This is a genomic window from Paenibacillus sp. sgz302114 (assembly GCF_056120345.1).
Genome location: NZ_JBVYOI010000003.1, coordinates 441,665 through 464,330, shown reverse-complemented (window position 1 = coordinate 464,330; position 22,666 = coordinate 441,665). Strand labels below are relative to the sequence as shown.

At 50.4% G+C, this 22,666-nt stretch carries 24 protein-coding genes and 1 other RNA gene; 20 read left to right on the top strand and 5 right to left on the bottom strand.

The annotated features are described in order from the left end of the window. The 5 genes from rpoD to rnpB all read left to right on the top strand — a co-directional run bounded on the left by rpoD (position 1) and on the right by rnpB (position 4,411). Positions 1-1,128, top strand: coding sequence for an RNA polymerase sigma factor RpoD (rpoD, locus tag AC0LWF_RS11400; protein WP_126015716.1), 1,128 nt, complete (start codon positions 1-3; stop codon positions 1,126-1,128). A gap of 121 nt (positions 1,129-1,249) precedes the next feature. Continuing rightward, on the top strand, positions 1,250-2,077 hold the full coding sequence (locus AC0LWF_RS11395) for a hypothetical protein (RefSeq protein ID WP_474651642.1): 828 nt from the start codon (positions 1,250-1,252) through the stop codon (positions 2,075-2,077). Position 2,078: 1 nt separating this feature from the next. Next, positions 2,079-2,870, top strand: a complete 792-nt coding sequence (locus tag AC0LWF_RS11390; protein WP_474651641.1) for a tRNA (adenine(22)-N(1))-methyltransferase — start codon at positions 2,079-2,081, stop codon at positions 2,868-2,870. Further along, positions 2,834-3,955, top strand: coding sequence for a Nif3-like dinuclear metal center hexameric protein (locus tag AC0LWF_RS11385; protein WP_474651640.1), 1,122 nt, complete (start codon positions 2,834-2,836; stop codon positions 3,953-3,955). The genes AC0LWF_RS11390 and AC0LWF_RS11385 overlap by 37 nt, the downstream gene beginning before the upstream one ends. A 58-nt stretch (positions 3,956-4,013) precedes the next feature. Next, positions 4,014-4,411: RNase P RNA component class A (gene rnpB / locus AC0LWF_RS11380), an RNA gene on the top strand. A gap of 73 nt (positions 4,412-4,484) precedes the next feature. On the opposite strand, the gene AC0LWF_RS11375 is transcribed toward rnpB, so the two are convergent. Then, on the bottom strand, positions 4,485-6,341 hold the full coding sequence (locus tag AC0LWF_RS11375; RefSeq protein WP_474651639.1) for a S8 family peptidase: 1,857 nt from the start codon (positions 6,339-6,341) through the stop codon (positions 4,485-4,487). Positions 6,342-6,511: 170 nt separating this feature from the next. Between AC0LWF_RS11375 and AC0LWF_RS11370 the strand changes: the two genes are divergently transcribed. The 6 genes from AC0LWF_RS11370 (at position 6,512) to thiI (ending at position 11,071) form a co-directional block, all read left to right on the top strand. Then, on the top strand, positions 6,512-7,012 hold the full coding sequence (locus AC0LWF_RS11370; RefSeq protein ID WP_474651638.1) for a YpuI family protein: 501 nt from the start codon (positions 6,512-6,514) through the stop codon (positions 7,010-7,012). Between the two features lie 53 nt (positions 7,013-7,065). Beyond that, positions 7,066-7,278: a DUF1540 domain-containing protein gene (locus AC0LWF_RS11365; RefSeq protein WP_090573699.1), complete on the top strand. Its 213-nt coding sequence runs from the start codon at positions 7,066-7,068 to the stop codon at positions 7,276-7,278. Between the two features lie 5 nt (positions 7,279-7,283). Then, a complete protein-coding gene (locus AC0LWF_RS11360; protein WP_474651637.1) occupies positions 7,284-7,709 on the top strand; it encodes a hypothetical protein in 426 nt (141 codons plus the stop codon). A gap of 151 nt (positions 7,710-7,860) precedes the next feature. Further along, a complete protein-coding gene (locus AC0LWF_RS11355) occupies positions 7,861-8,568 on the top strand; it encodes a lytic transglycosylase domain-containing protein (protein ID WP_474651636.1) in 708 nt (235 codons plus the stop codon). Positions 8,569-8,675: 107 nt separating this feature from the next. After that, positions 8,676-9,839 carry a cysteine desulfurase family protein gene (locus AC0LWF_RS11350; protein ID WP_474651635.1) on the top strand — a complete coding sequence of 388 codons (1,164 nt, stop codon included), beginning with the start codon at positions 8,676-8,678 and terminating at the stop codon, positions 9,837-9,839. Positions 9,840-9,850: 11 nt separating this feature from the next. Beyond that, positions 9,851-11,071 carry a tRNA uracil 4-sulfurtransferase ThiI gene (gene thiI, locus AC0LWF_RS11345; protein WP_474651634.1) on the top strand — a complete coding sequence of 407 codons (1,221 nt, stop codon included), beginning with the start codon at positions 9,851-9,853 and terminating at the stop codon, positions 11,069-11,071. Positions 11,072-11,096: 25 nt separating this feature from the next. On the opposite strand, the gene AC0LWF_RS11340 is transcribed toward thiI, so the two are convergent. After that, complete coding sequence (locus AC0LWF_RS11340; protein WP_474651633.1) at positions 11,097-11,798, bottom strand: TerC family protein; 702 nt, start codon at positions 11,796-11,798, stop codon at positions 11,097-11,099. A 145-nt stretch (positions 11,799-11,943) separates the two neighbouring features. Here AC0LWF_RS11340 and AC0LWF_RS11335 point away from each other — a divergent pair, with 145 nt between their 5' ends. The 7 genes from AC0LWF_RS11335 to AC0LWF_RS11305 all read left to right on the top strand — a co-directional run bounded on the left by AC0LWF_RS11335 (position 11,944) and on the right by AC0LWF_RS11305 (position 17,445). Continuing rightward, positions 11,944-12,603 carry a TerC family protein gene (locus tag AC0LWF_RS11335; protein WP_474651632.1) on the top strand — a complete coding sequence of 220 codons (660 nt, stop codon included), beginning with the start codon at positions 11,944-11,946 and terminating at the stop codon, positions 12,601-12,603. A gap of 108 nt (positions 12,604-12,711) precedes the next feature. Beyond that, positions 12,712-13,194, top strand: a complete 483-nt coding sequence (locus AC0LWF_RS11330) for a hypothetical protein (protein WP_474651631.1) — start codon at positions 12,712-12,714, stop codon at positions 13,192-13,194. 78 nt (positions 13,195-13,272) lie between these two features. Next, entirely contained in the window at positions 13,273-15,117 is a 1,845-nt protein-coding gene (typA, locus tag AC0LWF_RS11325; RefSeq protein WP_474651630.1) for a translational GTPase TypA, read from the top strand. Positions 15,118-15,293: 176 nt separating this feature from the next. After that, positions 15,294-15,593, top strand: a complete 300-nt coding sequence (locus AC0LWF_RS11320) for a YlaH-like family protein (RefSeq protein ID WP_474651629.1) — start codon at positions 15,294-15,296, stop codon at positions 15,591-15,593. Between the two features lie 2 nt (positions 15,594-15,595). Beyond that, positions 15,596-15,868, top strand: a complete 273-nt coding sequence (locus tag AC0LWF_RS11315; protein ID WP_474651628.1) for a hypothetical protein — start codon at positions 15,596-15,598, stop codon at positions 15,866-15,868. Positions 15,869-15,882: 14 nt separating this feature from the next. Continuing rightward, positions 15,883-16,899: an LCP family protein gene (locus AC0LWF_RS11310; RefSeq protein ID WP_474651627.1), complete on the top strand. Its 1,017-nt coding sequence runs from the start codon at positions 15,883-15,885 to the stop codon at positions 16,897-16,899. Positions 16,900-16,980: 81 nt separating this feature from the next. Beyond that, the gene (locus AC0LWF_RS11305) at positions 16,981-17,445 is read left to right on the top strand and encodes a PNPOx family protein (RefSeq protein ID WP_474651626.1); all 465 of its coding nucleotides are present in this window, start codon (positions 16,981-16,983) and stop codon (positions 17,443-17,445) included. 75 nt (positions 17,446-17,520) lie between these two features. On the opposite strand, the gene AC0LWF_RS11300 is transcribed toward AC0LWF_RS11305, so the two are convergent. After that, a complete protein-coding gene (locus AC0LWF_RS11300) occupies positions 17,521-18,069 on the bottom strand; it encodes a YhcN/YlaJ family sporulation lipoprotein (protein ID WP_474651625.1) in 549 nt (182 codons plus the stop codon). A 118-nt stretch (positions 18,070-18,187) separates the two neighbouring features. On the opposite strand from AC0LWF_RS11300, the gene AC0LWF_RS11295 reads away from it, so the two are divergent. Beyond that, positions 18,188-19,519 (top strand): PhoH family protein, encoded by a 1,332-nt coding sequence (locus AC0LWF_RS11295; RefSeq protein WP_474651624.1) that lies wholly within the window; start codon positions 18,188-18,190, stop codon positions 19,517-19,519. A gap of 6 nt (positions 19,520-19,525) precedes the next feature. On the opposite strand, the gene AC0LWF_RS11290 is transcribed toward AC0LWF_RS11295, so the two are convergent. Then, positions 19,526-20,038, bottom strand: coding sequence for a hypothetical protein (locus tag AC0LWF_RS11290; RefSeq protein ID WP_474651623.1), 513 nt, complete (start codon positions 20,036-20,038; stop codon positions 19,526-19,528). Between the two features lie 170 nt (positions 20,039-20,208). Here AC0LWF_RS11290 and AC0LWF_RS11285 point away from each other — a divergent pair, with 170 nt between their 5' ends. Then, entirely contained in the window at positions 20,209-21,570 is a 1,362-nt protein-coding gene (locus AC0LWF_RS11285; protein ID WP_474651622.1) for an ABC transporter substrate-binding protein, read from the top strand. Here AC0LWF_RS11285 and AC0LWF_RS11280 read toward each other — a convergent pair. Beyond that, positions 21,541-22,626: a coiled-coil domain-containing protein gene (locus AC0LWF_RS11280; RefSeq protein WP_474651621.1), complete on the bottom strand. Its 1,086-nt coding sequence runs from the start codon at positions 22,624-22,626 to the stop codon at positions 21,541-21,543. The genes AC0LWF_RS11285 and AC0LWF_RS11280 overlap by 30 nt on opposite strands. Positions 22,627-22,666 lie beyond the last annotated feature (40 nt).

The following is a 22,666-nucleotide window of genomic DNA, read 5'->3' as shown; positions in this document are numbered from 1 at the left end:
ATGGCGAATGATCAACATACTGAACTGGATACTGAACAAAAGCTGGAACTCGTCAAAGAACAGCTGATTGAACATGGGAAGAAAAGATCCTCCTTAACGTACAAAGAGATCATGGAGAAACTGTCCCCGTTTGATCAGGATCCGGAGCAAATCGATGAGTTCTTCGAGCAACTCGATGATATCGGCATTGAAGTGGTAAATGAGAACGACGAGGATCAACCTATAGGCAATCGGGACGATCAGGAGCGCGAGCATGACGACTTCAACTTCGATGATGATTTGGCATTACCGCCTGGTATCAAGATTAACGATCCGGTTCGCATGTACTTGAAAGAAATCGGACGCGTGCCGCTGTTGTCGGCTGATGATGAGGTGGAACTTGCCAAACGGATCGAGAACGGGGATGAGGAAGCGAAGCGCAGACTCGCTGAAGCGAACCTAAGGCTCGTCGTTAGTATCGCGAAACGTTATGTTGGACGAGGAATGCTGTTTCTCGATCTTATCCAAGAAGGCAATATGGGTCTTATTAAAGCAGTTGAGAAGTTCGATCACACCAAGGGCTACAAATTCAGTACGTATGCAACATGGTGGATTAGACAAGCGATTACGCGCGCAATTGCTGACCAAGCCCGTACAATTCGGATCCCTGTTCATATGGTGGAGACGATTAATAAGCTCGTTCGTGTATCCCGTCAATTGCTGCAAGAGCTTGGCCGCGAGCCGAGCCCCGAAGAAATTGCGGCTGAAATGGATTTGAGCACAGAGAAAGTACGCGAGATTATGAAGATCGCACAAGAGCCGGTATCGCTGGAAACTCCGATTGGGGAAGAAGACGATTCGCATTTGGGTGATTTCATCGAAGATCAAGAGGCGCTTGCACCAGCGGACGCTGCTGCGTATGAGCTCTTGAAGGAACAGCTGGAGGACGTGCTTGATACGCTTACGGAGCGTGAAGAGAACGTGCTGCGACTCCGTTTCGGTCTTGATGATGGCCGTACACGCACGCTTGAGGAAGTTGGTAAAGTGTTTGGCGTAACCCGTGAGCGGATTCGTCAAATCGAAGCGAAGGCGCTTCGTAAGCTTCGCCATCCATCAAGAAGCAAACGTTTGAAAGATTTTCTTGAATAAATGAGGGGACCTTTCTGCTAAGGCAGCAAGGTCTTTTTTCCATCAATCAGAATGAATGGCTCGGCTTGGTCGCTTTCACACCTGCTTCACACACCATCATGAGAGAGGATTTCTGGACGATATGGATCAAGAACGGCGCAAAACAATCGTAAGAGAGATTGAGCATTGGCAGCGCAGCAAACTGCTTCCGGATCAATATTGTGATTTTCTGCTCAACTTGTATTTGGATGAAGGACAGGCCAGAACTCCGGTTACTTTCACTGGAAGAGCGGCAGTTGTCGTGAAAGCGGCATCGGTGAAGCAATGGCTGCTTACATTTGGAATATTTTCCTTAATATGTTTTGTTGTTCTTTATTTTAACGAATTTCATCCGCTATTGCAAATTGCGCTATCGATTACTGGCGTTCTCGTACTGCTCTCCATCGGGCAGAAATATCGTGAACGCAATGAGTCCGTCGGGCTCGGATTGATTGGCACGGGGATGCTGCTCATGCTGGGGACGGGCTTGTATATGCTTCAACTTCATGAGCTTCTTGCTTGGGGATGGCAAGCAGGGCTGCTCGGACTATGCTCGATCTGCTGGATCGCTTTCGGTATCGGAGCGCGTATCCCGTTGCTTCACTTATGCGGCTGGATGGCGTCCTTCCTTGTCTACGCGTGGTTGCTTTCGAACAATACGGAATCGCCGCGCTGGTTTGAGATTCAGCTTTATTGGCTGCCGGCTTCCTTCGTCTTCGGATGGTGCAGCTGGTTTTTCCACAGATGGTCAAGGTCTGTCGCGTCGATTCTCTTCGTCGCTGCTGCGCTTGCTTGGTTCATGCCAGAACTCTACTCCGCTGTTTTCATAAAGGAGCAGATCGGGTTACAGCTACAACTTATGATAAAAATTATAGCGGGAGGCGCTACACTGTTCTCGCTGCGAAAACAATGGATTGCGTGGGTTGCGTAATATGATTAAATTGTCAAAACGATTGCAGCAAATTGCTGATTATGTATCAACTGGTTCGCGTGTCGCAGATATCGGCTCTGACCATGCGCTCCTTCCCGTCTACTTGCTGCAAAGCGGTACATGTCCGTCTGCCATTGCAGGCGAGCTGAACACGGGACCGTTCCAAGCGGCTAAGCGTCAAACGGCTGAAGCTGGACTTTCGAAAGTGATTCATGTCCGTCAAGGGGACGGGCTTGCCGTATTGGAACCAGGTGAAGCCGATACGGTGACGATCGCAGGTATGGGTGGCGCGCTTATGGCGGACATTCTCGAGACTGGCAGGAAGGCAGGCAAGCTCAAAGGGGTCAAGGAACTTGTGCTGCAGCCGAACGTCGGCGAAGAAATTGTGCGCAAATGGCTTACAGCGCATGGTTACGTGCTGCAGAACGAGACGATTCTGGAAGAGGATGGACGCATCTATGAAGTGCTTCATGCGCTGCATGGTTCACATAGCATAGCTGGCAAGTCTATCGAGAGTGTTTATGACGCTGCGTTCTTAGCGGCAAATTTGTCCGAAGAGATCAAGCGGGAGTGGCTGTACCGGATGGGACCGTACTTGCTTCGCAGTAACGAAGAGCTGCTGCATAATAAATGGCAGCATGAGCATGGCAAGCTTGCACGTATCTCCAAACAGATGGAGCAGTCGGAGCTTGCGGAATCCCGTGACAAGCAGGCACAGCTGAAGCAAGAGATGGACGCGATTCAGGAGGTGCTGTCATGTTTGCGAATGGCCAAACCATTGTCCAGCTCCTAGAACAGCTTGCTCCGAAGCATATCGCGATGGAGAATGACAAGATCGGCTTGCAGCTTGGAACCTTACAGAAGGAAGTAAGCAAGGTGCTCGTTGCGCTCGACGTAACGGATGAAGTAGTCGATGAGGCCATTGCAATTGGCGCTCAGCTTATTATCGCGCATCATGCGATCATCTATCGTCCGCTGGCGAAGCTTGACACTTCGACTCCTGCCGGTAAGCTGTATGAGAAGCTGATCAAGAACGATATCGCCGTGTACATCGCACATACAAATCTCGACGTCGCGGATGGCGGTATTAACGATTGGATGGCGGATATGCTCGGCATTCCGCCAGAAGGCCGCTCTTCGCTTGAGGACGTGCATACAGACAAGCTGTATAAGCTCGTCGTCTTCGTTCCGAAGAGCCATCACGAGCGAGTGCTGCAAGCGATCTGGAATGCCGGTGCCGGTCAGATCGGCGGCTACAGCCAATGCAGCTTCAATATCGACGGCATCGGCACCTTTAAGCCTGGCGACAGCGCGCAACCTTTCATAGGCGAGCAAGGCAAGCAGGAGCGAGTCGAGGAAGTAAGAATTGAAACGGTTGTGCCGCACAGCGTACACCGGAAAGTCGTTCAGGCGCTGCTGAAAGCACATCCGTACGAAGAGGTTGCTTTTGACTTGTATCCGGTTGAATTGAAGGGCCGCGTGTTTGGTCTTGGCCGTGTCGGCAAGCTGGCGGCATCCGTGAAGCTGCGGGAACTCGCTGAGAAGGCGAAGGAAGCGTTCGACGTGCCTGCGCTGCGTGTCGTTGGCGACTTGAACCGGGATGTGCGCAAAATTGCAGTACTTGGAGGGGCGGGCAGCAGATATGTGCGTCATGCATTATTCGCAGGCGCAGATGTGCTCGTGACAGGCGATATCGACTATCACACGGCGCATGATGCAGCCCAGGCAGGCCTCGCGATCATTGATCCAGGCCATAATATCGAGAAGCTGATGAAGCCTCGGTTGGCTTCTTATCTGCAGAGCGAATTGCAGCAGCGCAAGTATGCAACCGAAGCAATTGCGTCAACGCTGAGTACAGAACCATTCCAATTCCTGTAGAGGAAAAGTTTCTTGCTTGAGCTTTTGCGAAAGAATGAGTATACTGTGTTGTACACGGAAAGTTTGACAGACAATCGCTGGCGGCCTTGTTGCTGCGAGAGGAAAGTCCGGGCTCCGTAGGGCGAAGATGCTGGATAACGTCCAGTCGGCGCGAGCCGAAGGATAGTGCCACAGAAATGGACCGCCGATGGCTTAGCTGCAAAGCTATAGCACAGGCAAGGGTGGAACCGTGGTGTAAGAGACCACGAGGACCATTGGTGACAATGGTGCTGGTAAACCCCATCTGGAGCAAGACCGAGAGAACGCGTATGCCCTTGCCCGGGGCGCGTTCGGGTGTGTCGCTTGAGCCGATTAGCAATGATTGGCCTAGATAGATGATTGTCGCTTCACAAGTGGGAGGGTAGCCCCCGTTTGACCACGCGAAGTACAGAACCCGGCTTACGGCAAGCTTTCCACAAGCTCAAATAACCCGCAAGGCATTATGCCTTGCGGGTTATTTCGTTGTTTTCGGATATTGGGACCTACTCCGCTATTCGTACTGGCTTGCAATTTGCGCTAATCTGCGTTCCACGAGAGCAGGGAACTGCTGCAAAGACAGCTTGGATTGCTGAGCGGCTTGAAGAGCTTGAACAATATCAATTTGCCCATAGCCAAAATAGTTGTCTTTCCCTTTGTTGCCGAGATCCTTCGCAGTCTTGCGCATAATGTCCATCACCTCGACGTTCGTGAGGTCCGGATTGATGGATCGGATGAGCCCTGCGAGCGCCGCGACATGCGGGCTAGCCATCGAAGTGCCGGAGAGCGCCGCATATTGGCTGCCGGGATACGTGCTGGCAATGCTCATTCCAGGGGCAGCGACGTCGATATAATCGCCGAAGTTAGAGAAAGGCGATCTTGTCCCATCGGAATTCGTTGAAGCGACTGCGAATACTTCCGGGTAGGCTGCAGGATACCCCGGCCGTTCCGTATTGTCATTGCCGCTCGCGGCGATGAGCACGACGTCATGATCATACGCATACTTGATTGCATCGTGCAGGAATGCAGCCTCTGCATAGTTGCCAAGACTCATATTAATGACTTTGGCTCCGTGATCAGTCGCCCAGATGACGCCTTCCGCCACCGTATACGTGGAGCCTGCGCCGCTGCTATCGAGCACTTTGACCGGAAGTACTTTGTTATACCAAGTCAGACCTGCAACACCTTCGCCGTTATTGACGGCAGCGGCGATAATGCCGGAGACGTGTGTGCCATGGCCGACATCATCTTCTGGGGGGCTGTCCGCGGCGACGAGATTCGTCCCTTCCGCAAGCTTGCCCTTCAAGTCAGGATGATTCATCTGCACACCGGTATCCAGTACGCCGATAAGAACGTTGTTGCTTCCTTTGGACACATTCCAGCCCTTCTCGGCCTCAATAACCGGCAGGTTCCATTGGTACTCCGAGTAGAGCGCATCGTTCGGAATAATACCGGAGCTGCTCGACGTTGTGACATCGTTAGTCATATATAAATAGTGTGGTTCGGCATAGACGACATGCCAGGTATTGTTAAAATACCGAATCATGTCTTCAGCTCCCATAACACGCGAGCGGAACACATATGTGTAGCCAAGCTTCTTAACCGTTAACGCGGTAATGTCTAGTTTAATGCGAGCTAAATCGTCAACCGTCGGCTCTTGGCGGAATTTGACAACCACCTCATTCTGATGATAATGGCTGGCATTGCCGTTATCTTCACCTGTCTTCACCGTAATATCAACCGTTGAATTCGGCTTTACAGATTCAATCTTGTATTTGCCCTCCGCCGGATAAGGCACGAGGCGCATGTTGCGCCGTTGGTGGCTCTCCACGTGGGTTACGATGTCCTGCAGCAGAATGCCAACTATTCCATCGCCTTTATCGCGCGCGTCAGGTTCGCCAATGACCATGTAACGGTGACCGTTCGTTTGAATCGGTGCGGAAGCATAGGCTTGTCCTCGAAGTACATGCTCACGGGCAAGGGCAAGAGGCTTAACGAGCTCCGTTTGATTCGGCTTGGCGCCTTCCGTAATGGATTGCCCTTGATGGCGCCACCAAACGTAGATCATCTGCTTATGCATGCCCATCAAATGTTTTAAATGAGCCTGATTCGTTGTATGAGACGCTTCGTGCTTGATCAGCTTCTGGAAATTTTTCGCACACTCCGATCTGCACAGCAGAGCAGTTGCTTCCATATCCCTCTGGACGGTTTGGAGCTTCATCTGTTTTTCCTTATGCACAGACATCGTCCGCAGCTCGGATTTCTTCTCTTTTGGTGCCGAATTTGGACCACTGAACCATGGGGTTAGCGGTATGAGCAGGGCAAGAGCTGCCAGTACGGCAAACCAGCCGATCCACTTCCTTCGCGTCATCGTGATTCCTCCCTGAATAGCTTACAGTACGCTGTATGTCTTAGAGTAACGAAGCTTGGGGGAAAATATACGACTGTCTTGAGACATAAGGCAGTACCATCTGTTCTCATTTTGTGGTATCATGTTCATGATTTTAGATTGTTTGCGATGATGAAAGGGGATCTACCACAATGCCTTCAACTAACGTAAAAGCGATTAGCGAGTCAACGAGAGAAAAATTAAAACTTGCGGTCGGCCATTTGGAAACGTTTCTAAACCAATACGCGCTTCCACAGCTAACGTCAGAAGATCAAGGAAGCGATTCCGAGCTTTTCTATAAAGGTTTGTTGGCTGATTTACGCCATATGCTCGTTTTCTCGGAAGTTGCTTATGAGAAGCTTGGCGTAGCGCTGAGACGTCCTAATTTCGATATTGATTTCGCTGAGCGTGGACTATACGACGTTTATCATCAATGTGTTAATGCATTCTTTTATCCGAAGAACGAATGCTATTCCGAGGATGGCCGTTACGCATACACAGGACAAGATGCGATCCGTTTCCGCAAGAAGCCGATCCGTGCAGCGCGTGACATCGTACTTACGATTTCAAAAATTTTCGAAGAACTTCGCGACGATCTTTCGTACTACGAAAGCGACTATATGACTCAGCGTCGCATGCAGGGTCAAAAATAAGGAAAGCATATTACACCCCCGGTACGGGCAACTTGATACCGGGGGTGATTTTTATGCCGAAGGGCGTAAGCTGCAGCGTTGCCAACTGTTCATTCTGGAAAGACGGAAACCAGTGTGGTGCTAACAAAATCGAAGTCGACATCGATAGCCACGCAACTGCTCATTTTGGTGCTGAATTTGCTCAGGAAGGCTTTGGCGGCGAGCATCAAGACACCGCGAAGTCGAGTGCATCGACATGCTGTCATACGTTTAAACCGAAGGAGTGAGTTTGATGGAGCGTGAATCGGAAGGGCATAATTTGCACAGTCCGCATGATGACACATCAACGAATCCTTTGTACCATCCTGACATGAATGCGTATAACGAAGAATACGCTGCTGAGATCGCTGTGCCGCGTTCCGTGAACAGCTTTTATCCCAATCAGGACCGATATCCAAGTTCTGAGCGGATAAGGCTGACGAACGAAGCGGTGCGAGAAACGAAGTCTGCAGGCCGGGCAACCGGATGGGCAGGATTCATTATCGCAATACTTTCATGGATTATATGGCCAGTCTTGCTTGGCGCAACTGCAATCGTTCTTGGTTTTATCGCTTACCGACAAGGTGCGAGAGGGCTCGGCGTCTGGTCGATTACGCTTGGCTTCATCGCAGCTGCAGCTTACTTGGTCCTCGTTCCCATTTATTATGCGATAACGTAGTAAGGAAAATGGTGATACAGCTCAGCGCTGTATCACTATTTTTTATGTTGTGTGCAGCGTCTAGGTCTAATGTCTCACTAGCGAATCTAGTGAAAAAGATGTAAAATGGTGTTAACTACTGTCGAACTCACTAGAGTTATGGAGGTACATCATGAGCATTGATCCGCGCATTATGAAATCGCTGCTTCAGCTGCAGCTCATGCCCAGCTTGGATTTGAACGGAAATGGCAACGTGCTGTCATCTACAACGGGAACAGATGGCTCTTCGATGTTTGATTCTTTGCTGCAACAATATATGGCAGGCGGCGCTGGCATGACGACGGATGCCTTGAATGGAGATAACTCCTCATCCCTTGGATCGCTTTCTCTTGGCGCACTCGGCGGTATCGCACCGATGATCACTAATGCAGAAAATATCGGCAACGATTCTGCGGGAAGTAAGCCAACCGACTATGATTCAATTATTAATGCGGCAGCAGCAAAATATGGCATCGATCCTTCGCTCATTAAAGGCGTTATACATACGGAATCGTCCTTCAACCCGAATGCGGAATCTTCTGCTGGAGCGAAAGGGCTCATGCAGCTCATGGACGGAACGGCTCGCGGACTTGGCGTCAGCGATTCCTTCAATCCTGAGCAGAACATCGAGGGCGGCACACGCTTCCTTGCTTATCTGCTTCGCAAGTACGACGGGAATGTGCAATCTGCTCTTGCAGCATATAATGCAGGACCGGGCCGGGTAGATCGCTCGGGCATTACAGGCAGTGCGAATTTCGATGATCTCGCGCATCTACTCCCGAAGGAAACGCAGCGTTACGTTTCGAAAGTGTTGAACCAGGCGGACAAATATTCCATTTAGATTTGGCTATTAAGGAAACAATACAAAGATCACGGAGAAACGCTGGCATAGCCAGCTTTCTTCCGTTGATCTTTTTCATTTGTTGTGCAGGAGAGGGAGCTTGAAGCATGTATTATTTTGACCACGCCGCTTCGACGCCGCCGCATGAAGATGTCATTCGAACGATGGCGGAAGTAATGGCGAAGCATTATGCGAATCCATCCTCGCTGCATAGAGGCGGGCATGAAGCGGGCAACTTGCTGGAACGCGCCAGATCGGTCATCGCGTCGGCATTCCGAGGAACAGATCCGAAGGAGTGGATCTTCACCTCAGGCGGCACGGAGAGCAACAACATTGCCATTACGGGAACTGCTCGTGCCTACAGCAAACGGGGCAAGCATATTATAACGACCGCGGTCGAGCATCCATCTGTTTACGATACTTGCCTCTCGCTGGAGCGGGAGGGCTTCTCAGTAACGATTTTGCCAGTTAACTCAGATGGTGTAGTTTCAATGGAAGCGCTCGAACAAGCGCTAACCGATGAAACCATGCTTGTTTCAGTGATGCATGTCAACAATGAAACAGGCGCTGTACAGCCGATCAGAGAGATTGGCGAACTGCTGAAGCAGCGCCGCTCAACCGTATTCCACGTAGACGGTGTACAGAGCGTAGGCAAACTACCAATAGATCTGCAAAGCTGCGGCATCGACTTGTTCTCAGCATCTGCCCATAAAGTGAACGGTCCGCGCGGCGTTGGACTGCTGTATGTGCGCGAAGGCGTCATGCTGGAGCCGCTTTACCACGGCGGCAGCCAGGAGCGCGGACAGCGTCCAGGCACCGAGAATGTCGCAGGCATAGTTGCAGCGGCAAAAGCGTTTCGTATGGCGCTTGAGAGCCAGCCTGAGCGGGCTGAGCGCATGTATGCCCACAGAGAGCGGCTGCTGACTTGCATCGCGGAGATCCCAGAGCTTATCCTGAACGGCAGCATGGATCACACAGCAGGCGTCGCAGCTCCGAATATCGTTAATTTCTCTTACCCCGGCATGAAGCCGGAGGTCATCGTGCACATGCTCGAGAAGCACCGAATCTTAGCATCCACGAAGTCCGCTTGCTCTTCTAAGAGCGACGATCCGAGTAGAGTGCTGCTTGCGATGGGGGCATCCAGAGAACGCGCAGCAAGCGGCATTCGGATCAGCTTCGGCGATGAGCACGGCGCTACCGAACTGGAATGGCTGTGCCTTATGCTTCGTATGGTTGTTCAAAAGTTAAAGCCGCTGGAGCGGAAGGAGTGACATTAGACAGCATGAACCCAGATATGATCTTAATCCGTTTCGGCGAGTACACGATTAAAGGCAAAAATCGAGGCATGTTTGAGAAAAAGATGCTGCAGCAGGTTAAGCGAGCTATAGCATCCTATACGGCAGTCAATGTATCACATACATTTGGCCGTATTTATTTGGAGCTGAACGGGGAGCCCTATGCTGAAATTGCAGCGCGGCTGAAAGATATTTACGGCATTGCATCCTTCAGTCCGATTCGTAAAATCGTGAGCGAGTTCGAGGAAATTCGCAGGACAGCAGTGGAGGTCATGCAATCGCTCCCGAAGCAGCCGGCAACCTTCAAGGTCGCGGTCAAGCGCGTGGACAAGAAGTTCCCGCATGATACACAGGAGCTGAACCATTTGGTAGGCGGGCATGTATTACATGCATTCCCGGGCTTGAAAGTGAATGTGCGCGAGCCAGAGGTAGAGCTTCGCATCGAAATTCAGCCGGAAGGCACATACGTCTTCAGTGAGGTTGTTCCGGCAGCTGGCGGCTATCCTTATGGAACGAACGGCAAGGCGGTGCTGCTGCTCTCAGGCGGCATTGACAGCCCCGTAGCAGGCTATATGGCAATGAGGCAGGGGCTTGAGCTGGAAGCGGTGCATTTCCACAGCTATCCGTTCACTAGCGAGAAAGCAAAGGAGAAGGTCATCGATCTCGTTCGGAGACTATCGCACTACAGCGGCATACCGATTAAGCTGCATCTGGTTTCTTTCACCGATATTCAAACGGCGCTCGCACAGACCGACCATGATTCGCTTATAATTACACTAATGCGTCGTTCGATGCTTCGTATTGCGACTCAGCTTGCTGAGAAGGTCAATGCCCTCGGCATTGTTTCAGGCGACAGCTTGGGGCAAGTAGCGAGCCAGACGCTCGGCAGTATGAATGTTATCGGACGGACAACGGATCTCCCGCTGCTGAGACCGCTGCTGACGATGGATAAGAATGAGATAATCAAGATCGCGCGGCAAATCGATACGTTCGAGACGTCGATTCTGCCCTATGAGGATTGCTGCACCTTATTCGTGCCAAAGTCACCAAGCACCAATCCGAATCTTGCCACTGTCGAGCAGTGTGAGGCAACGATTGCAAATCTTCATGAGATGATTGCAGAGGCGGTTGCAACGACCGAGGTAATGAAGATTTCGCCGGAAAAGCCGATTGTCTCTCAAACGGCAGGCGAGGATCATTGGTTTTAATTTACAAAAAGAAAAAGCAGGGAGCCTAGTGGGTTCCCCTGCTTTTTTCCATACTGTTCGCTCTGCTTCGTGATGTGTTCTTCCATAATCCTGCAACGATGATGACGATGACCAGAAGAATCAAGAACGACCATTCGAACGCCGGATTGTCCTTGAAGAATTGCTCCAGCTTCATCTCGTGCGTGATCATCTTAGCGGCTGTGTAAGCAAGTACACCGGAGCCAACATAAACGATCCACGGGATACGGTTGATCAGCTTGATGAACAGCGTGCTTCCCCAGACGACGATCGGAATGCTGATGATAAGTCCCAGCAAGACAAGCGGTACGCTGCCGTGTGATGCGCCTGCAACTGCAATAACGTTATCGAGCCCCATTGCCGCATCTGCAATAATGATTGTCCGAATGGACTGCCAGAGCGTGTTTCCTGCTGTAATATTGTCATGTTCTGCATTATCGACAAGCAGCTTATATGCGATCCACAGCAGCAATATCCCGCCTGCGAGCATTAGCCAAGGCACATTCAGCAAGTAGACGACCAGCACAGTGGCGATTGCGCGGATACCTACGGCTCCGACAGTGCCCCATATGACGGCTTTCGTCTGCTGCTCCTTCGGCAGCTTACGAGCGGCAAGCCCAATGACTATGGCGTTATCACCTGCGAGTATAAGGTCAATGAAGACGATCGTAATGAGTGCAGATAGAAATTCCAGCGATAAGATGTCCATAATGAATCCTGTCCTCCTTTCGGGCGAGCTATGATGTTTCTCGATTATACGGACGAATGAAAAAAAGGATTCACAAAAAAACATAACCTGTCCAATTGGGACATACCGTTCATAAATGGAAGCTTTCCAAGGAGGCGGTAGAGCAATGGACAGTTTGATCATTTTTATCCAGATAATGTTTATCAATGTGCTGCTAAGCGGTGACAATGCCGTCGTTATAGCTCTTGCGAGTCAGCAACTTCCTCATGCCCAGAGGAAAAAAGCGGTGCTGTGGGGCGCGGTTGCAGCTGTTGGCCTGCGATGTGTTCTTACTTTAGTTGCGCTCACGCTGCTGCAAGTGCCCTATCTGCAGGCAGTCGGAAGCTTGCTGCTCTTCATGATTGCCGTTAAGCTGGTGACCGATGCTTCCGGACACGCCGAGCAATTTCACAACATGCGCAAAGTTACCTCTCTCTCAAGTGCGGTTCGAACGATTGTCGTCGCTGATTTTATAATGAGTCTCGATAATGTGCTTGCCATAGCTGCGGTTGCCGAAGGAGAACCCGTCCTTATTCTGCTCGGTATCGCCCTTAGCATTCCGATGATAATATGGGGAAGTCAGTTATTAAGTACCTTATTGCGCAAGTTTCCCTCCTTCGTGTACATTGGCGGAGGACTGCTCGGATATGCAGCCGGTGAGATGCTTGTTCACGACCCTGCGATTCATGATTGGCTAACCGGTTCGCTCGCTGTTTTGACGAAGGCGATTCCGCTCTTGTCCATTCCATTTGTCATAATTGTGGCATTGCTGCGAATTAAAAGATAAGGTAAACTATATTTTTGAGTAAATATTTCAGCTGACACTGGTTTTTTGCCGTGTGTTCCATTACACTAGTAATGTTAAAAGTGCCAAAGAGAAAGAAGGAACATAGGCATGTCCAGAAATCAATACACCGTTGGTCTCCTTTTTCTGATCGCCGGTGCTGTAATCTTACTCGGAAAGATCGGCTTTTTCTCGTTCATCGGAACGAACTTCTGGCCGTTATTTTTGTTAATCCCCGGTATTTTGCTGCATGTGCTGTTTTTTGGACGGCTGCTTCCGCCTTTAGTGCTTATACCTGGTGCGATTTTGACAATTAATGCTTTCTTATTCTTCTTCTGCATTGCATTTGGATGGAGCAATATGCAGTATTTGTGGCCTATCTTTATTGTCTCGGCCGCAGTAGGATTATATGAGTATCATTTGTTCGACACGTATCATCCTAAATTACCGCGCACACTTGCAATCGTCATGCTCCTAACAGCGGCATCATTCTTTGTTATTATGCTTGTGTGGGGCTGGGGTATGTACCTGATTGCGGCAGTGTTCCTGGCAGTCGGCGCATGGCTGGTTGTAGGGCGCAAAGCCCGCTGGTAGCAGTGCAATTGTTTAACACGTTTGATGTAAGCTCAGAGACAACAAACTAAATATAAAAAAGTGGAGTGGATACTCGTAATGCAAGCAAGAAAAAACATCAGAAATATTGCCATCATCGCTCACGTTGACCATGGTAAAACAACGTTAGTTGACAAACTTCTTCAACAATCCGGTACGTACCGCGATCATGAAACGGTACAAGAGCGCGCAATGGATTCCAATGATCTGGAACGTGAACGCGGCATCACAATCTTGGCGAAGAACACAGCAGTTAACTACAAGGATTACCTGATCAACATCGTAGATACACCTGGACACGCCGACTTCGGTGGTGAGGTTGAGCGTATCATGAAGATGGTAGACGGCGTTCTTCTTGTCGTTGATGCTTTCGAAGGTTGTATGCCGCAAACGAAATTCGTATTGCGTAAAGCGCTTGAGAGCAACCTGACGCCAATCGTCGTATTGAACAAAATCGACCGTCCGAACGCAAGCCCTGAGCAAGTTGTCGACGAAGTGCTTGATCTGTTCATCGAGCTAGGCGCGAACGATGAGCAACTGGAGTTCCCAGTTGTTTATGCATCGGCCCTTATGGGTACTGCAAGCATGAACGTGGATAAGCAAGACGAAAACATGCAGGCGCTGTATGAGACGATCATCGAGCAAATTCCTTCGCCGACAGAGAGCGTAGAGGATCCATTCCAATTCCTCGTAACGCTGCTTGATTATAATGAGTACCTCGGCCGTATCGCTGTTGGCCGTGTTAACCGTGGTGTAGTTCGTCAAGGGCAATCGGTTGCAGTTATCAACCGTGAAGGCGTGACGAAACAAGCGCGCATTGAGAAGCTGTTCGGCTTCCAAGGCTTGAAGCGCGTTGAGGTTGAAGAAGCAGGCGCAGGCGATATCGTTGCGATTGCGGGTATTCGTGAGATCAACATCGGCGAAACGATCGCTGATCCGCAGAAGCCAGAAGCGCTGCCGGTTCTGAAGATCGACGAGCCGACATTGCAAATGACATTCCTCGTTAACAACAGTCCGTTCGCGGGCCGTGAAGGCAAATGGGTAACATCCCGTAAGCTTCGCGAGCGTCTATTCAACGAGCTTGAGACAGACGTTGCACTTCGCGTCGATGAAACAGATAGCCCAGATGCGTTCATCGTTTCCGGCCGTGGTGAGCTTCACCTTGGTATCCTGATCGAGAATATGCGTCGTGAAGGCTTCGAGCTTCAAGTGTCCAAACCAGAAGTTATCGTGAAAGAAATCGATGGCGTGAAATGCGAACCTTACGAGCGTCTTCTTATCGACGTACCGGAAGAAAGCATGGGAGCGGTAATGGAAAGCCTTGGAACGCGTAAAGCCGAGATGGTTAACATGATCAACCACGGCAATGGCCAAGTGCGTATCGAGTTCATCATCCCTGCGCGCGGCCTGATCGGCTACCGTACGAACTTCCTGACACTGACTCGCGGTTACGGCATTATGAACAATGCGTTCGATAGCTACGGCCCTCTTGCAGGTTCGTCGGTTGGCGGACGTCACCAAGGCGTGCTGATCTCCAGCGAGAACGGTGTATCGACGTTCTACGGCATGCAAGGCGTCGAAGACCGCGGCTTGCTGTTCCTGGAGCCGGGTGCTGAAGTATACGAAGGTATGGTCGTTGGCGAACACAATCGCGATAACGACATTATCGTCAATATCTGTAAAGAGAAGGCTCTGACAAACATCCGCTCCGCAGGTAAAGATGATACTGTACGTTTGAAAACGCCAGTGTTGTTCTCCCTTGAGCAAGCGCTTGAGTACTTGAATGACGACGAGTTTTGCGAAGTAACGCCGAAGTCGATCCGTCTTCGTAAGAAGATTCTTAACAAGAGTGAGCGTGAGCGTGCGGAGAAACAACGCAAAACAGCTGCAGCTGCGCAAGTATAATCTTAAGTAGATATATCAATTAAATAATCCTTGCCGAGAGCGGCAAGCATGACGTTCAGGCAGGGTAACAGCGACTTCTTTCGGTGAGCAACCGATAGTGAAGCCGTTGATGCCCTGCCGTTTGCGTCACAAGACATGCCGCATTTTAAAAGGCTAAACCGGAGGTTGAAGCTACCATGCAAAGCTGGTTTCACGGTCATCCCATATTGACGTATTTAATCATTTTAGGGCTTACGATTTATATTTTTAACGCGGTATTTCGGCTCGGCCGCTTGCCGATACTGAAAGAAATAGTCGTGCATCTCGTGATGGCACTCGGCTCCTTCGTACTGTTCGTTCTGCAGTTTGACAAGCTGCCAATCATTCAGTGTATGTCCGTAGCAGTGCTCATGATGGCGATGCTTCGCGGAAGACAGCTATACGATAAGTTCAAAGGTAATGGCAAGCCTGACGGCTCCGATCCGGGAGGGGCATAATTTTGCGACTTGAGGATGCCTTGTTCAACTGGCTGCAAATTCAAATTGTAGCGGATGCAAGACCGGATGATCATGCTGCTGCCGATACACGTGACTTTTTTTTGCAAATTTTGACGGAAGATCACCATGTTGAGAATCTGCACATACATAAGGTCGATGATACGATGATTCATCTTCGGTATGACAAGGATGGCCGCGCCAAGCTTCAGATGATTCCCCGCGAATCAGGTGAACAGCTTCTCCATGATATTAATGAAAACCCGAAATACAATTGACGAAGGTGGAAGTCATGAATAGCAGATCAGCTAAGTCTGAGCAGAAACGTAAGCAGGGCAAGGGCAAATACTTGCTTCGTCGGATCATGGTCGTATTTCTGGTACTTTTGATTGGGGTAGCAGGTTATCTGACTTATATTTATAAGGTGTCGAAGGATGCGCTCGGTGATATAACGACGGATGCCGATCCGACGATCGTTATACCGAAAGACCAATCGGTCAAAGTAAAGCCAGTCACTATTATGCTGCTTGGCGTCGATACTCGCAAAGAAACAGGCAGCTTGAACACCGATGTAATGATGGTCGCTGCATTCAATCCACAGTCAAAGTCCGCAGTCGTTGTCTCGATTCCACGCGACTCGATGATTGAGCTGTCCGGCTATAAGGTGCGAAAAGCGAACGCGTACTACTCGAAGTTTCTTTCCAATGCTCTCCATGAAGACGGATTGAAAAAGAAAGAAGCAGAGAAGCAAGCCAAGCAGGATATGCGCACGATGTTCAGTAAGTACTTCGACATTCCCATTGATTACACGGCAACGATTAACTTCCAAGGTTTCGTTGATGTCGTCGATGCGCTTGGCGGCGTTGATGTAGACGTCGATATGGATATGCATTACGTTGATAATGCAGACGGTACGAACATTGACTTGAAGAAAGGTCAGCAGACGCTGAAAGGCGATGATGCGCTTGATTTCGTCAGGTATCGTAAATCGAATGACGGCACGAACATGTCGAGCGACTTTGACCGCAATAAGCGCGAAAGCCAAGTGCTAGGCGAAATTGCTGATAAGCTGAAATCGTTCTCCAGCGTGACGAAGATCGCCGGGGTTATTAAAGCAGTTGGCAACAATATGCGTATGGACATTCCGACAAGCGAAGTGGAGAACATGATCTCTACATACTTCGGAATAAGCCGCAGCAATATTACGTTTATTCCGCTTGAAGGCGTATGGAAGAGCCCATATGTAAGATTGAACGAAGCTAAGCTGGAAGAAGCGAAGTCGGCACTGCAGTCAAAACTAGCTGAATGACGGTGGTAGTACAGACCCTCCTATGCTATAATGAAAGTACCGAAGCAGACATGTCGACACTGTAGCAAGGAGGGTATGCGGATGTCCGAATCCGTCACCGTACTTACTGACGAGCTGTTGTATGGCCTACGACAAGTGGGAGTGCCATTCGTTCTTCCGTATACGCTGGATGCGAGCGACGATTATCCGACCTTGAGCTTCATATCGCAGGTTGATGCGGTCAACCGATCTGCCCTGCGGTCTGTGGAACTCAACGGATGCTCCCGCCCTACAATGCACATGGCTTCGCCGTATGATGATGTAAGCACAGCTGTGTTTGCGCCGGGAACCGTACAAACGATCTACGGCACAGCAGGGCTTGTACCAGAGGCTCTTCAACAGATGCCTCACAAGCACGCACAATTAGCTGACGAAATCGCTTTCAATTGCGATGCGATGCTTGATGGCGTGCGCTTGTCCGCAACACCTGAACTTGAGAAAACGTATGATCAAAGAGCTGCAGACAAGCTGGATGGACAGGTGTTTGCTGCGATGAGAAAAGCCTAGTGACTTATCACTAGGCTTTTTGTGTTCTTATACGGTTTCTCACAAACAGCGGCGGCATTGGTGCGATGGTTAGTTTTAGAGCTTGGAGTGAGAGCCTTTCTGATTCGCCTTATTCGGCTCCTCCATCTTCATTGGCTGCACATCACGTGGCAGCTGCGGAACGATCCGTCCGATAATGTCGGCCATCTCCTCAGCGATGCCGGCAAACGGCCTGCCTCGTTTCATATCGGCCTGTATTTCCTTCAGCCGCGTCGATAGATCCATATCGGCTGTAACGATGGCGTTAATGCCATAAGGGTCTTTATGAAACGCTTCCGCAACGGCATACTTGATCGTACCTACTCGTGAACGATCCAGATTGCCTGCCACGTCGATTCCGACAACCGCCGTATTTTTGAAAACGACACAATGAGCGGCTTTAACGCCGGGTACACCGCGCGCTAATGATTCCAGATGAGCTGCAACTTGTTTTGGACTGCTAATTTGCTTCTTCTGTGGAGCGCTCTGTTGTGCTCGTACGCGATTATCATTCTGTGGAGAGGGTGATGTCTCGTTGCGGGCGACAGTGTTACAACCTGTTGCCAGCAAACAAAGGATAATAGCGGACACCAGCCACTTGCTCATATTCGCCACCTGACCTTTCTGAATATCGCACTTCATTGTTCCAGCATAGTTTGCCTAAATGCCGGTAGCGCTATGTATGCCTTTGAATGATAATTTCCAACGCCAGGAGGGCTCACGATTGAAAAAAATATTCGTGCTCGACACCAATGTACTTTTACATGATCCGCAAGCAATCTTTGCATTCGATGACAACGAGGTCATTATTCCCGCGGTGGTGTTGGAAGAAATCGACTCAAAGAAAAGGCTTGCTGATGAGCTTGGCCGCAATGCAAGACATGTGTCGCGGCTGCTTGATCAGATGCGGATGATTGGTCATCTGCACGAAGGGATTGGACTCGATAACGGGGGCGTTCTGAAAGTTGAATTGAATCATCGCAGTTTTATTCGGGTACAGGAAATGTTCGGTGAAATGTCCAACGACAATCGGATTTTAGCCGTTGCACTCAACTATCATTTGGAGGAAGTAGACAAGGGGAATCCCCGTCCAGTCATTATCGTCAGTAAAGACGTGCTAGTGCGAATCAAGGCGGATGTGCTCGGGCTTGAAGCTCAGGATTACTTGTCGGATCAGGTCGTAGCGCCATCGGATGTATATGCGGGGTATTTAACGTTGAAGGTGCACCCATCGGTCATAGACGAATTCTACACGTACCGGTTCCTCACCATCAAAAATCTGCTGCTTGGTACGAGGCTGCATCCGAATGAGTTCGTCATTCTGCGCGATGAGATGGGCACTTCAAAGTCAGCACTGCTCAAGGTGAGCCAAGACGGTGCAAGGCTAGAGCCGCTCTACTTAAGCAATGATCCGGTATGGGGGATAACGGCACGCAATGCTCAGCAGCGAATGGCGCTGGAGCTGCTGCTAAGCGATGATATCCCGCTCGTGACGCTGACGGGCAAGGCAGGCACAGGCAAGACGCTGCTTGCGCTCGCAGCCGGGCTGATGAAGGTCGAGGATGAGCATAAATACAAGAAGCTGCTCATTGCAAGGCCGGTCGTCCCAATGGGCAAAGATATCGGGTATTTACCAGGCGAGAAGGATGAGAAGCTGCGTCCGTGGATGCAGCCGATTTATGATAATTTGGAGTACCTCTTCGATACGAAGAAGTCGGGCGATATTGATAAAATATTGATGGGGCTCGGAAGCATCCAAGTGGAGGCGCTGACCTACATTCGGGGCCGTTCCATTCCGGGGCAATTCATCATTATCGATGAGGCACAGAACTTAACACGGCATGAAGTGAAGACGATCGTCTCCCGTGTCGGGGAAGGCAGCAAGATCGTACTGATGGGCGATCCGGAGCAGATCGACCACCCGTATCTCGATTCGATCAGCAATGGCCTCACGCATATCGTGGAGCGGTTCAAGCAAGAGAGTGTCAGCGGTCATATGACGCTCGAGAAGGGCGAACGCTCCAAGCTGGCGCAGCTGGCTGCTGACTTGCTGTAAGTTTAACTAGAGGATAAGCTCAGCGCGGCAGCGATAAGCGCGGGCGATGCCTTCCATAAGCGGGACGTGATGACGGTCGATGGCAATGAGCCATGGGCCGTCTTCGCTTGGCAGCTCGGCCAAAGCGTGCTCACTAGCCTGTTCAAGCGCGGCTGCGAGCTCGGGGGTGCCTTCTTGTGCCGATGCCGTCGGCGCATAGAGATTGACTACCGCCGCAAGCTGCAGATCGAGGAAATGGTTGTCCGATCGCGTTACGATGCCATAGTCGGTAAACAACTGAGGGTTAGGGCGCCATCCTGGCTCGTCGAGCAGGAGCCATGTGCCGCATTCGCACTGCACCTTATATTTGGCTGCAAACGCGATAATCGCATCGCCATCTTCAGGAGTCTTCACGAACAGCATCGTCTTGTCGCGATCGACGAGGGTAGCGATGTCTGCGATACCTTTCACGATTTGCGCATAGAAGCCGGGTTGTTTGTCTTCGGGCAGCTGCATTTCAACACTGTAGACCGTCTGCATCCTAATTCTACTCTCCTTAAATGGCGTTAATCATAACTGAAGGTAATCTTATTGTATTTATGGCGAAGACGCAACGAAACGCCATCAACATTAAAAGAGACGCGACAAAAAAGCGCTTTCTTGCTACAATATTGCTTAGCTCAAATAGGTGCTGAACAAGGAGGGACAAGGTGTCACGGAGAAGATATGTCATGCTCGTGCTTAGCGTGTTTACGATCTGTACGGCACTGCTTGTTCCTATGTTCGGCAAGCCGGGTTCGCCGGTCACTCCGGCAAACGACGGCATCCCTTGGGCGAGCAAGCCGGAAGTGATCGATGGCAGTGACGATGCGAATAAGATGACGTTGTCGATTGCCGTGTCTATGGATACGGCTGAATATGACTATTGGAAGAAGCAAAATCAGTTGTTCGAGCGGAGCCATCCGCAGATCAGCATCAATATGACGAATATTCGCGGCATGGATGCCGATGAAGCGCGCAAACAGGCGGCGGAGGCGAACGAGCCTTACGATATGATGCTGCTCGACAATGATCGGGTCCGCGAATTCGCCGTGCAGGGCTTCCTGCTTCCGGCCGATGAGGTCGTCACAGGTGACGCTGCCGCCGATCAATTGGAAGCGCTAACAAGCGTTGTCAAGTGGAACGGCTCATTATGGGGCGTGCCGCTGGATTGTGATCCACTGCTCATTGTGTGGCAGAAGGAGCTGCTGAGGTCTGGCGGGCTCACTTCACCGCCTGTTAACTTGCAGGCACTACGTTCTGTTCTGGAGCAGCTTGCGCAGATCGTACCGGAAGGTGTAAGTCCATTCAATCTCAATACAGCGGATGCGAAGCAGATGATTGCATGGCTTGGTATGTTTCGGGAGAACGGGGAGCCAGCAGGCGACTTGAACGCATTCAATCTTAGCGAGAAGCAGCAGCTTCAGTATACAGCACAACAGGAAGCGATCATCTATCGACTTGATCCTGTGCAGCAGAGAACGCAGCTGATGGAAGCTTTTCAAACAGGTAAGTTGTTGTCAGCAGTAATTCCTTGGTCTGTCTATCAATCGTTATCGAACGATCAGAGAAGCTTGCTGCTGGTTAGCTCGTTGAATGGACCGATCGTTCGAACCAATGGCAGAAGCTTTGTGTTAATGGCTGACACGGAGAGGCTGACCGAAGCCAGAGAATATATAAACGAAGTGACGATGACAAGCGAACAGCTTGACAGATATAAGCGGATGAAACGGCTTCCTTCGCGTATATCGGCGATGACTAAGGAGTACGAGTACAGCCTGATTACAGATCGTCCGCCGCATTTTATTGTGAACTTGCTTGGGCAGAGCGCACAAGCGACTTCGGATCCGGCTTGGCATGAGCGATGGGAACGCTTCTCGCAATTATGCGCTCAGCTTGGCGGCAATGCGCAGCCTTTCAGTAAATCGGCTGCGTCGAAGTTTATCGCGCAGTGGAACATGGAACCAGAAGAAAACGGCGCCGAGGCGCCGCTTCAAGAGTCTCTAAAAACTAATGCCGAGCTTAACCACTAATTGGCCATCCTCGGTCGTTACTGACTTGGTCTTAAGGAAAGGGACCATCTTGGACGGATTAAAGCCAAGATCGAATTCACGCTCCAGCTCTCGTCTGGTTGTGTCAGGGAGCGCCAGTCCGTTGAAGATAAGCGCATCGACATGGAACAGTATCGCGCCGTTCTTCTCCAGCGTATAGTGGCCGTCCAATTCAATGGACATATCTTCGCGTTTGCCGGAAACGATGACGCTGTTCTCTTTGAAAACGAAGGAGAAGTTGTCGAAGATCGGGTTCTGCTCGCGAAGGAAGCTGTTAAGCTTCGCTTCCGGCACGGTAAGCGTGTAATTGAGGCCGTCGATGGACAGCATCTCTTTATCGTTCTGAATCCATCCTGGCATTTTGCCCATCGCTTTGGAGAGGGCATTGAAGTATCGCCTTACTTCTACGATTCCTGTATCTTGCCAATAGTTCGTAAATTCATTGATAAGCGTACGCAGCTTGTCCGCGTCGGAACGACCGCTTAGATCAGAATTAACCTCATTCTGCAGGGCAACGACGCGATCCCGCTGCGTCTTCAGCCTCGTCTCGACCTCGGTAAGCTCCTGCGACTTCGTATCCAGCTTGCTGATGGTTTGCTTCAGCTCTCGATATTGCTTCGTGTATGTGTTCAAGGTAAGCTTATCAGAAGAGAAAATAAGATCGAAATAGTCAAGCAGCGTAAACAATTCGGATAGGTTGTCCGTGTTGAAAATAGCCGTGAGTAGAAAATCCCGCTCACCGGTATAGTAGGCGCGGAGCACTTTGCCGGCATTTTCGCGCTGTTTCTCTATCGCCTGCTCCTGCTCGGAGAGCTTGGTCTTCGAATTCGTTAGCTGAGTGGTGATCGCTTGCTGCTCCTGCTGAATCCGCGTTATTTCTTTGTCGATCTCGACGACGGAGAGACTCTTCTCCAGGATGCGTCTAATTTCTTCATCCTTAGGAGTTGCTGGGTCTGCGAACACGGGGTAAATCGTCAGCCAGCAGGCCAGCAGGCCGATGACAATCGCAGCGCTCCGGCGGCGCTTTATTCCTTTCACGCAAGGCTCCCCTTTCTGCTCTGTCTTGTTGGGACGCTTG

Excerpts from the sequence above, each read along its gene's own strand:
- rpoD (WP_126015716.1), top strand. The coding sequence starts at position 1 with ATGGCGAATGATCAACATACTGAACTGGATACTGAACAAAAGCTGGAA.
- AC0LWF_RS11395 (WP_474651642.1), top strand. The coding sequence starts at position 1,250 with ATGGATCAAGAACGGCGCAAAACAATCGTAAGAGAGATTGAGCATTGG.
- AC0LWF_RS11390 (WP_474651641.1), top strand. The coding sequence starts at position 2,079 with ATGATTAAATTGTCAAAACGATTGCAGCAAATTGCTGATTATGTATCA.
- AC0LWF_RS11385 (WP_474651640.1), top strand. The coding sequence starts at position 2,834 with ATGTTTGCGAATGGCCAAACCATTGTCCAGCTCCTAGAACAGCTTGCT.
- AC0LWF_RS11375 (WP_474651639.1), bottom strand. The coding sequence starts at position 6,341 with ATGACGCGAAGGAAGTGGATCGGCTGGTTTGCCGTACTGGCAGCTCTT.
- AC0LWF_RS11370 (WP_474651638.1), top strand. The coding sequence starts at position 6,512 with ATGCCTTCAACTAACGTAAAAGCGATTAGCGAGTCAACGAGAGAAAAA.
- AC0LWF_RS11365 (WP_090573699.1), top strand. The coding sequence starts at position 7,066 with ATGCCGAAGGGCGTAAGCTGCAGCGTTGCCAACTGTTCATTCTGGAAA.
- AC0LWF_RS11360 (WP_474651637.1), top strand. The coding sequence starts at position 7,284 with ATGGAGCGTGAATCGGAAGGGCATAATTTGCACAGTCCGCATGATGAC.
- AC0LWF_RS11355 (WP_474651636.1), top strand. The coding sequence starts at position 7,861 with ATGAGCATTGATCCGCGCATTATGAAATCGCTGCTTCAGCTGCAGCTC.
- AC0LWF_RS11350 (WP_474651635.1), top strand. The coding sequence starts at position 8,676 with ATGTATTATTTTGACCACGCCGCTTCGACGCCGCCGCATGAAGATGTC.
- thiI (WP_474651634.1), top strand. The coding sequence starts at position 9,851 with ATGAACCCAGATATGATCTTAATCCGTTTCGGCGAGTACACGATTAAA.
- AC0LWF_RS11340 (WP_474651633.1), bottom strand. The coding sequence starts at position 11,798 with ATGGACATCTTATCGCTGGAATTTCTATCTGCACTCATTACGATCGTC.
- AC0LWF_RS11335 (WP_474651632.1), top strand. The coding sequence starts at position 11,944 with ATGGACAGTTTGATCATTTTTATCCAGATAATGTTTATCAATGTGCTG.
- AC0LWF_RS11330 (WP_474651631.1), top strand. The coding sequence starts at position 12,712 with ATGTCCAGAAATCAATACACCGTTGGTCTCCTTTTTCTGATCGCCGGT.
- typA (WP_474651630.1), top strand. The coding sequence starts at position 13,273 with ATGCAAGCAAGAAAAAACATCAGAAATATTGCCATCATCGCTCACGTT.
- AC0LWF_RS11320 (WP_474651629.1), top strand. The coding sequence starts at position 15,294 with ATGCAAAGCTGGTTTCACGGTCATCCCATATTGACGTATTTAATCATT.
- AC0LWF_RS11310 (WP_474651627.1), top strand. The coding sequence starts at position 15,883 with ATGAATAGCAGATCAGCTAAGTCTGAGCAGAAACGTAAGCAGGGCAAG.
- AC0LWF_RS11305 (WP_474651626.1), top strand. The coding sequence starts at position 16,981 with ATGTCCGAATCCGTCACCGTACTTACTGACGAGCTGTTGTATGGCCTA.
- AC0LWF_RS11300 (WP_474651625.1), bottom strand. The coding sequence starts at position 18,069 with ATGAGCAAGTGGCTGGTGTCCGCTATTATCCTTTGTTTGCTGGCAACA.
- AC0LWF_RS11290 (WP_474651623.1), bottom strand. The coding sequence starts at position 20,038 with ATGCAGACGGTCTACAGTGTTGAAATGCAGCTGCCCGAAGACAAACAA.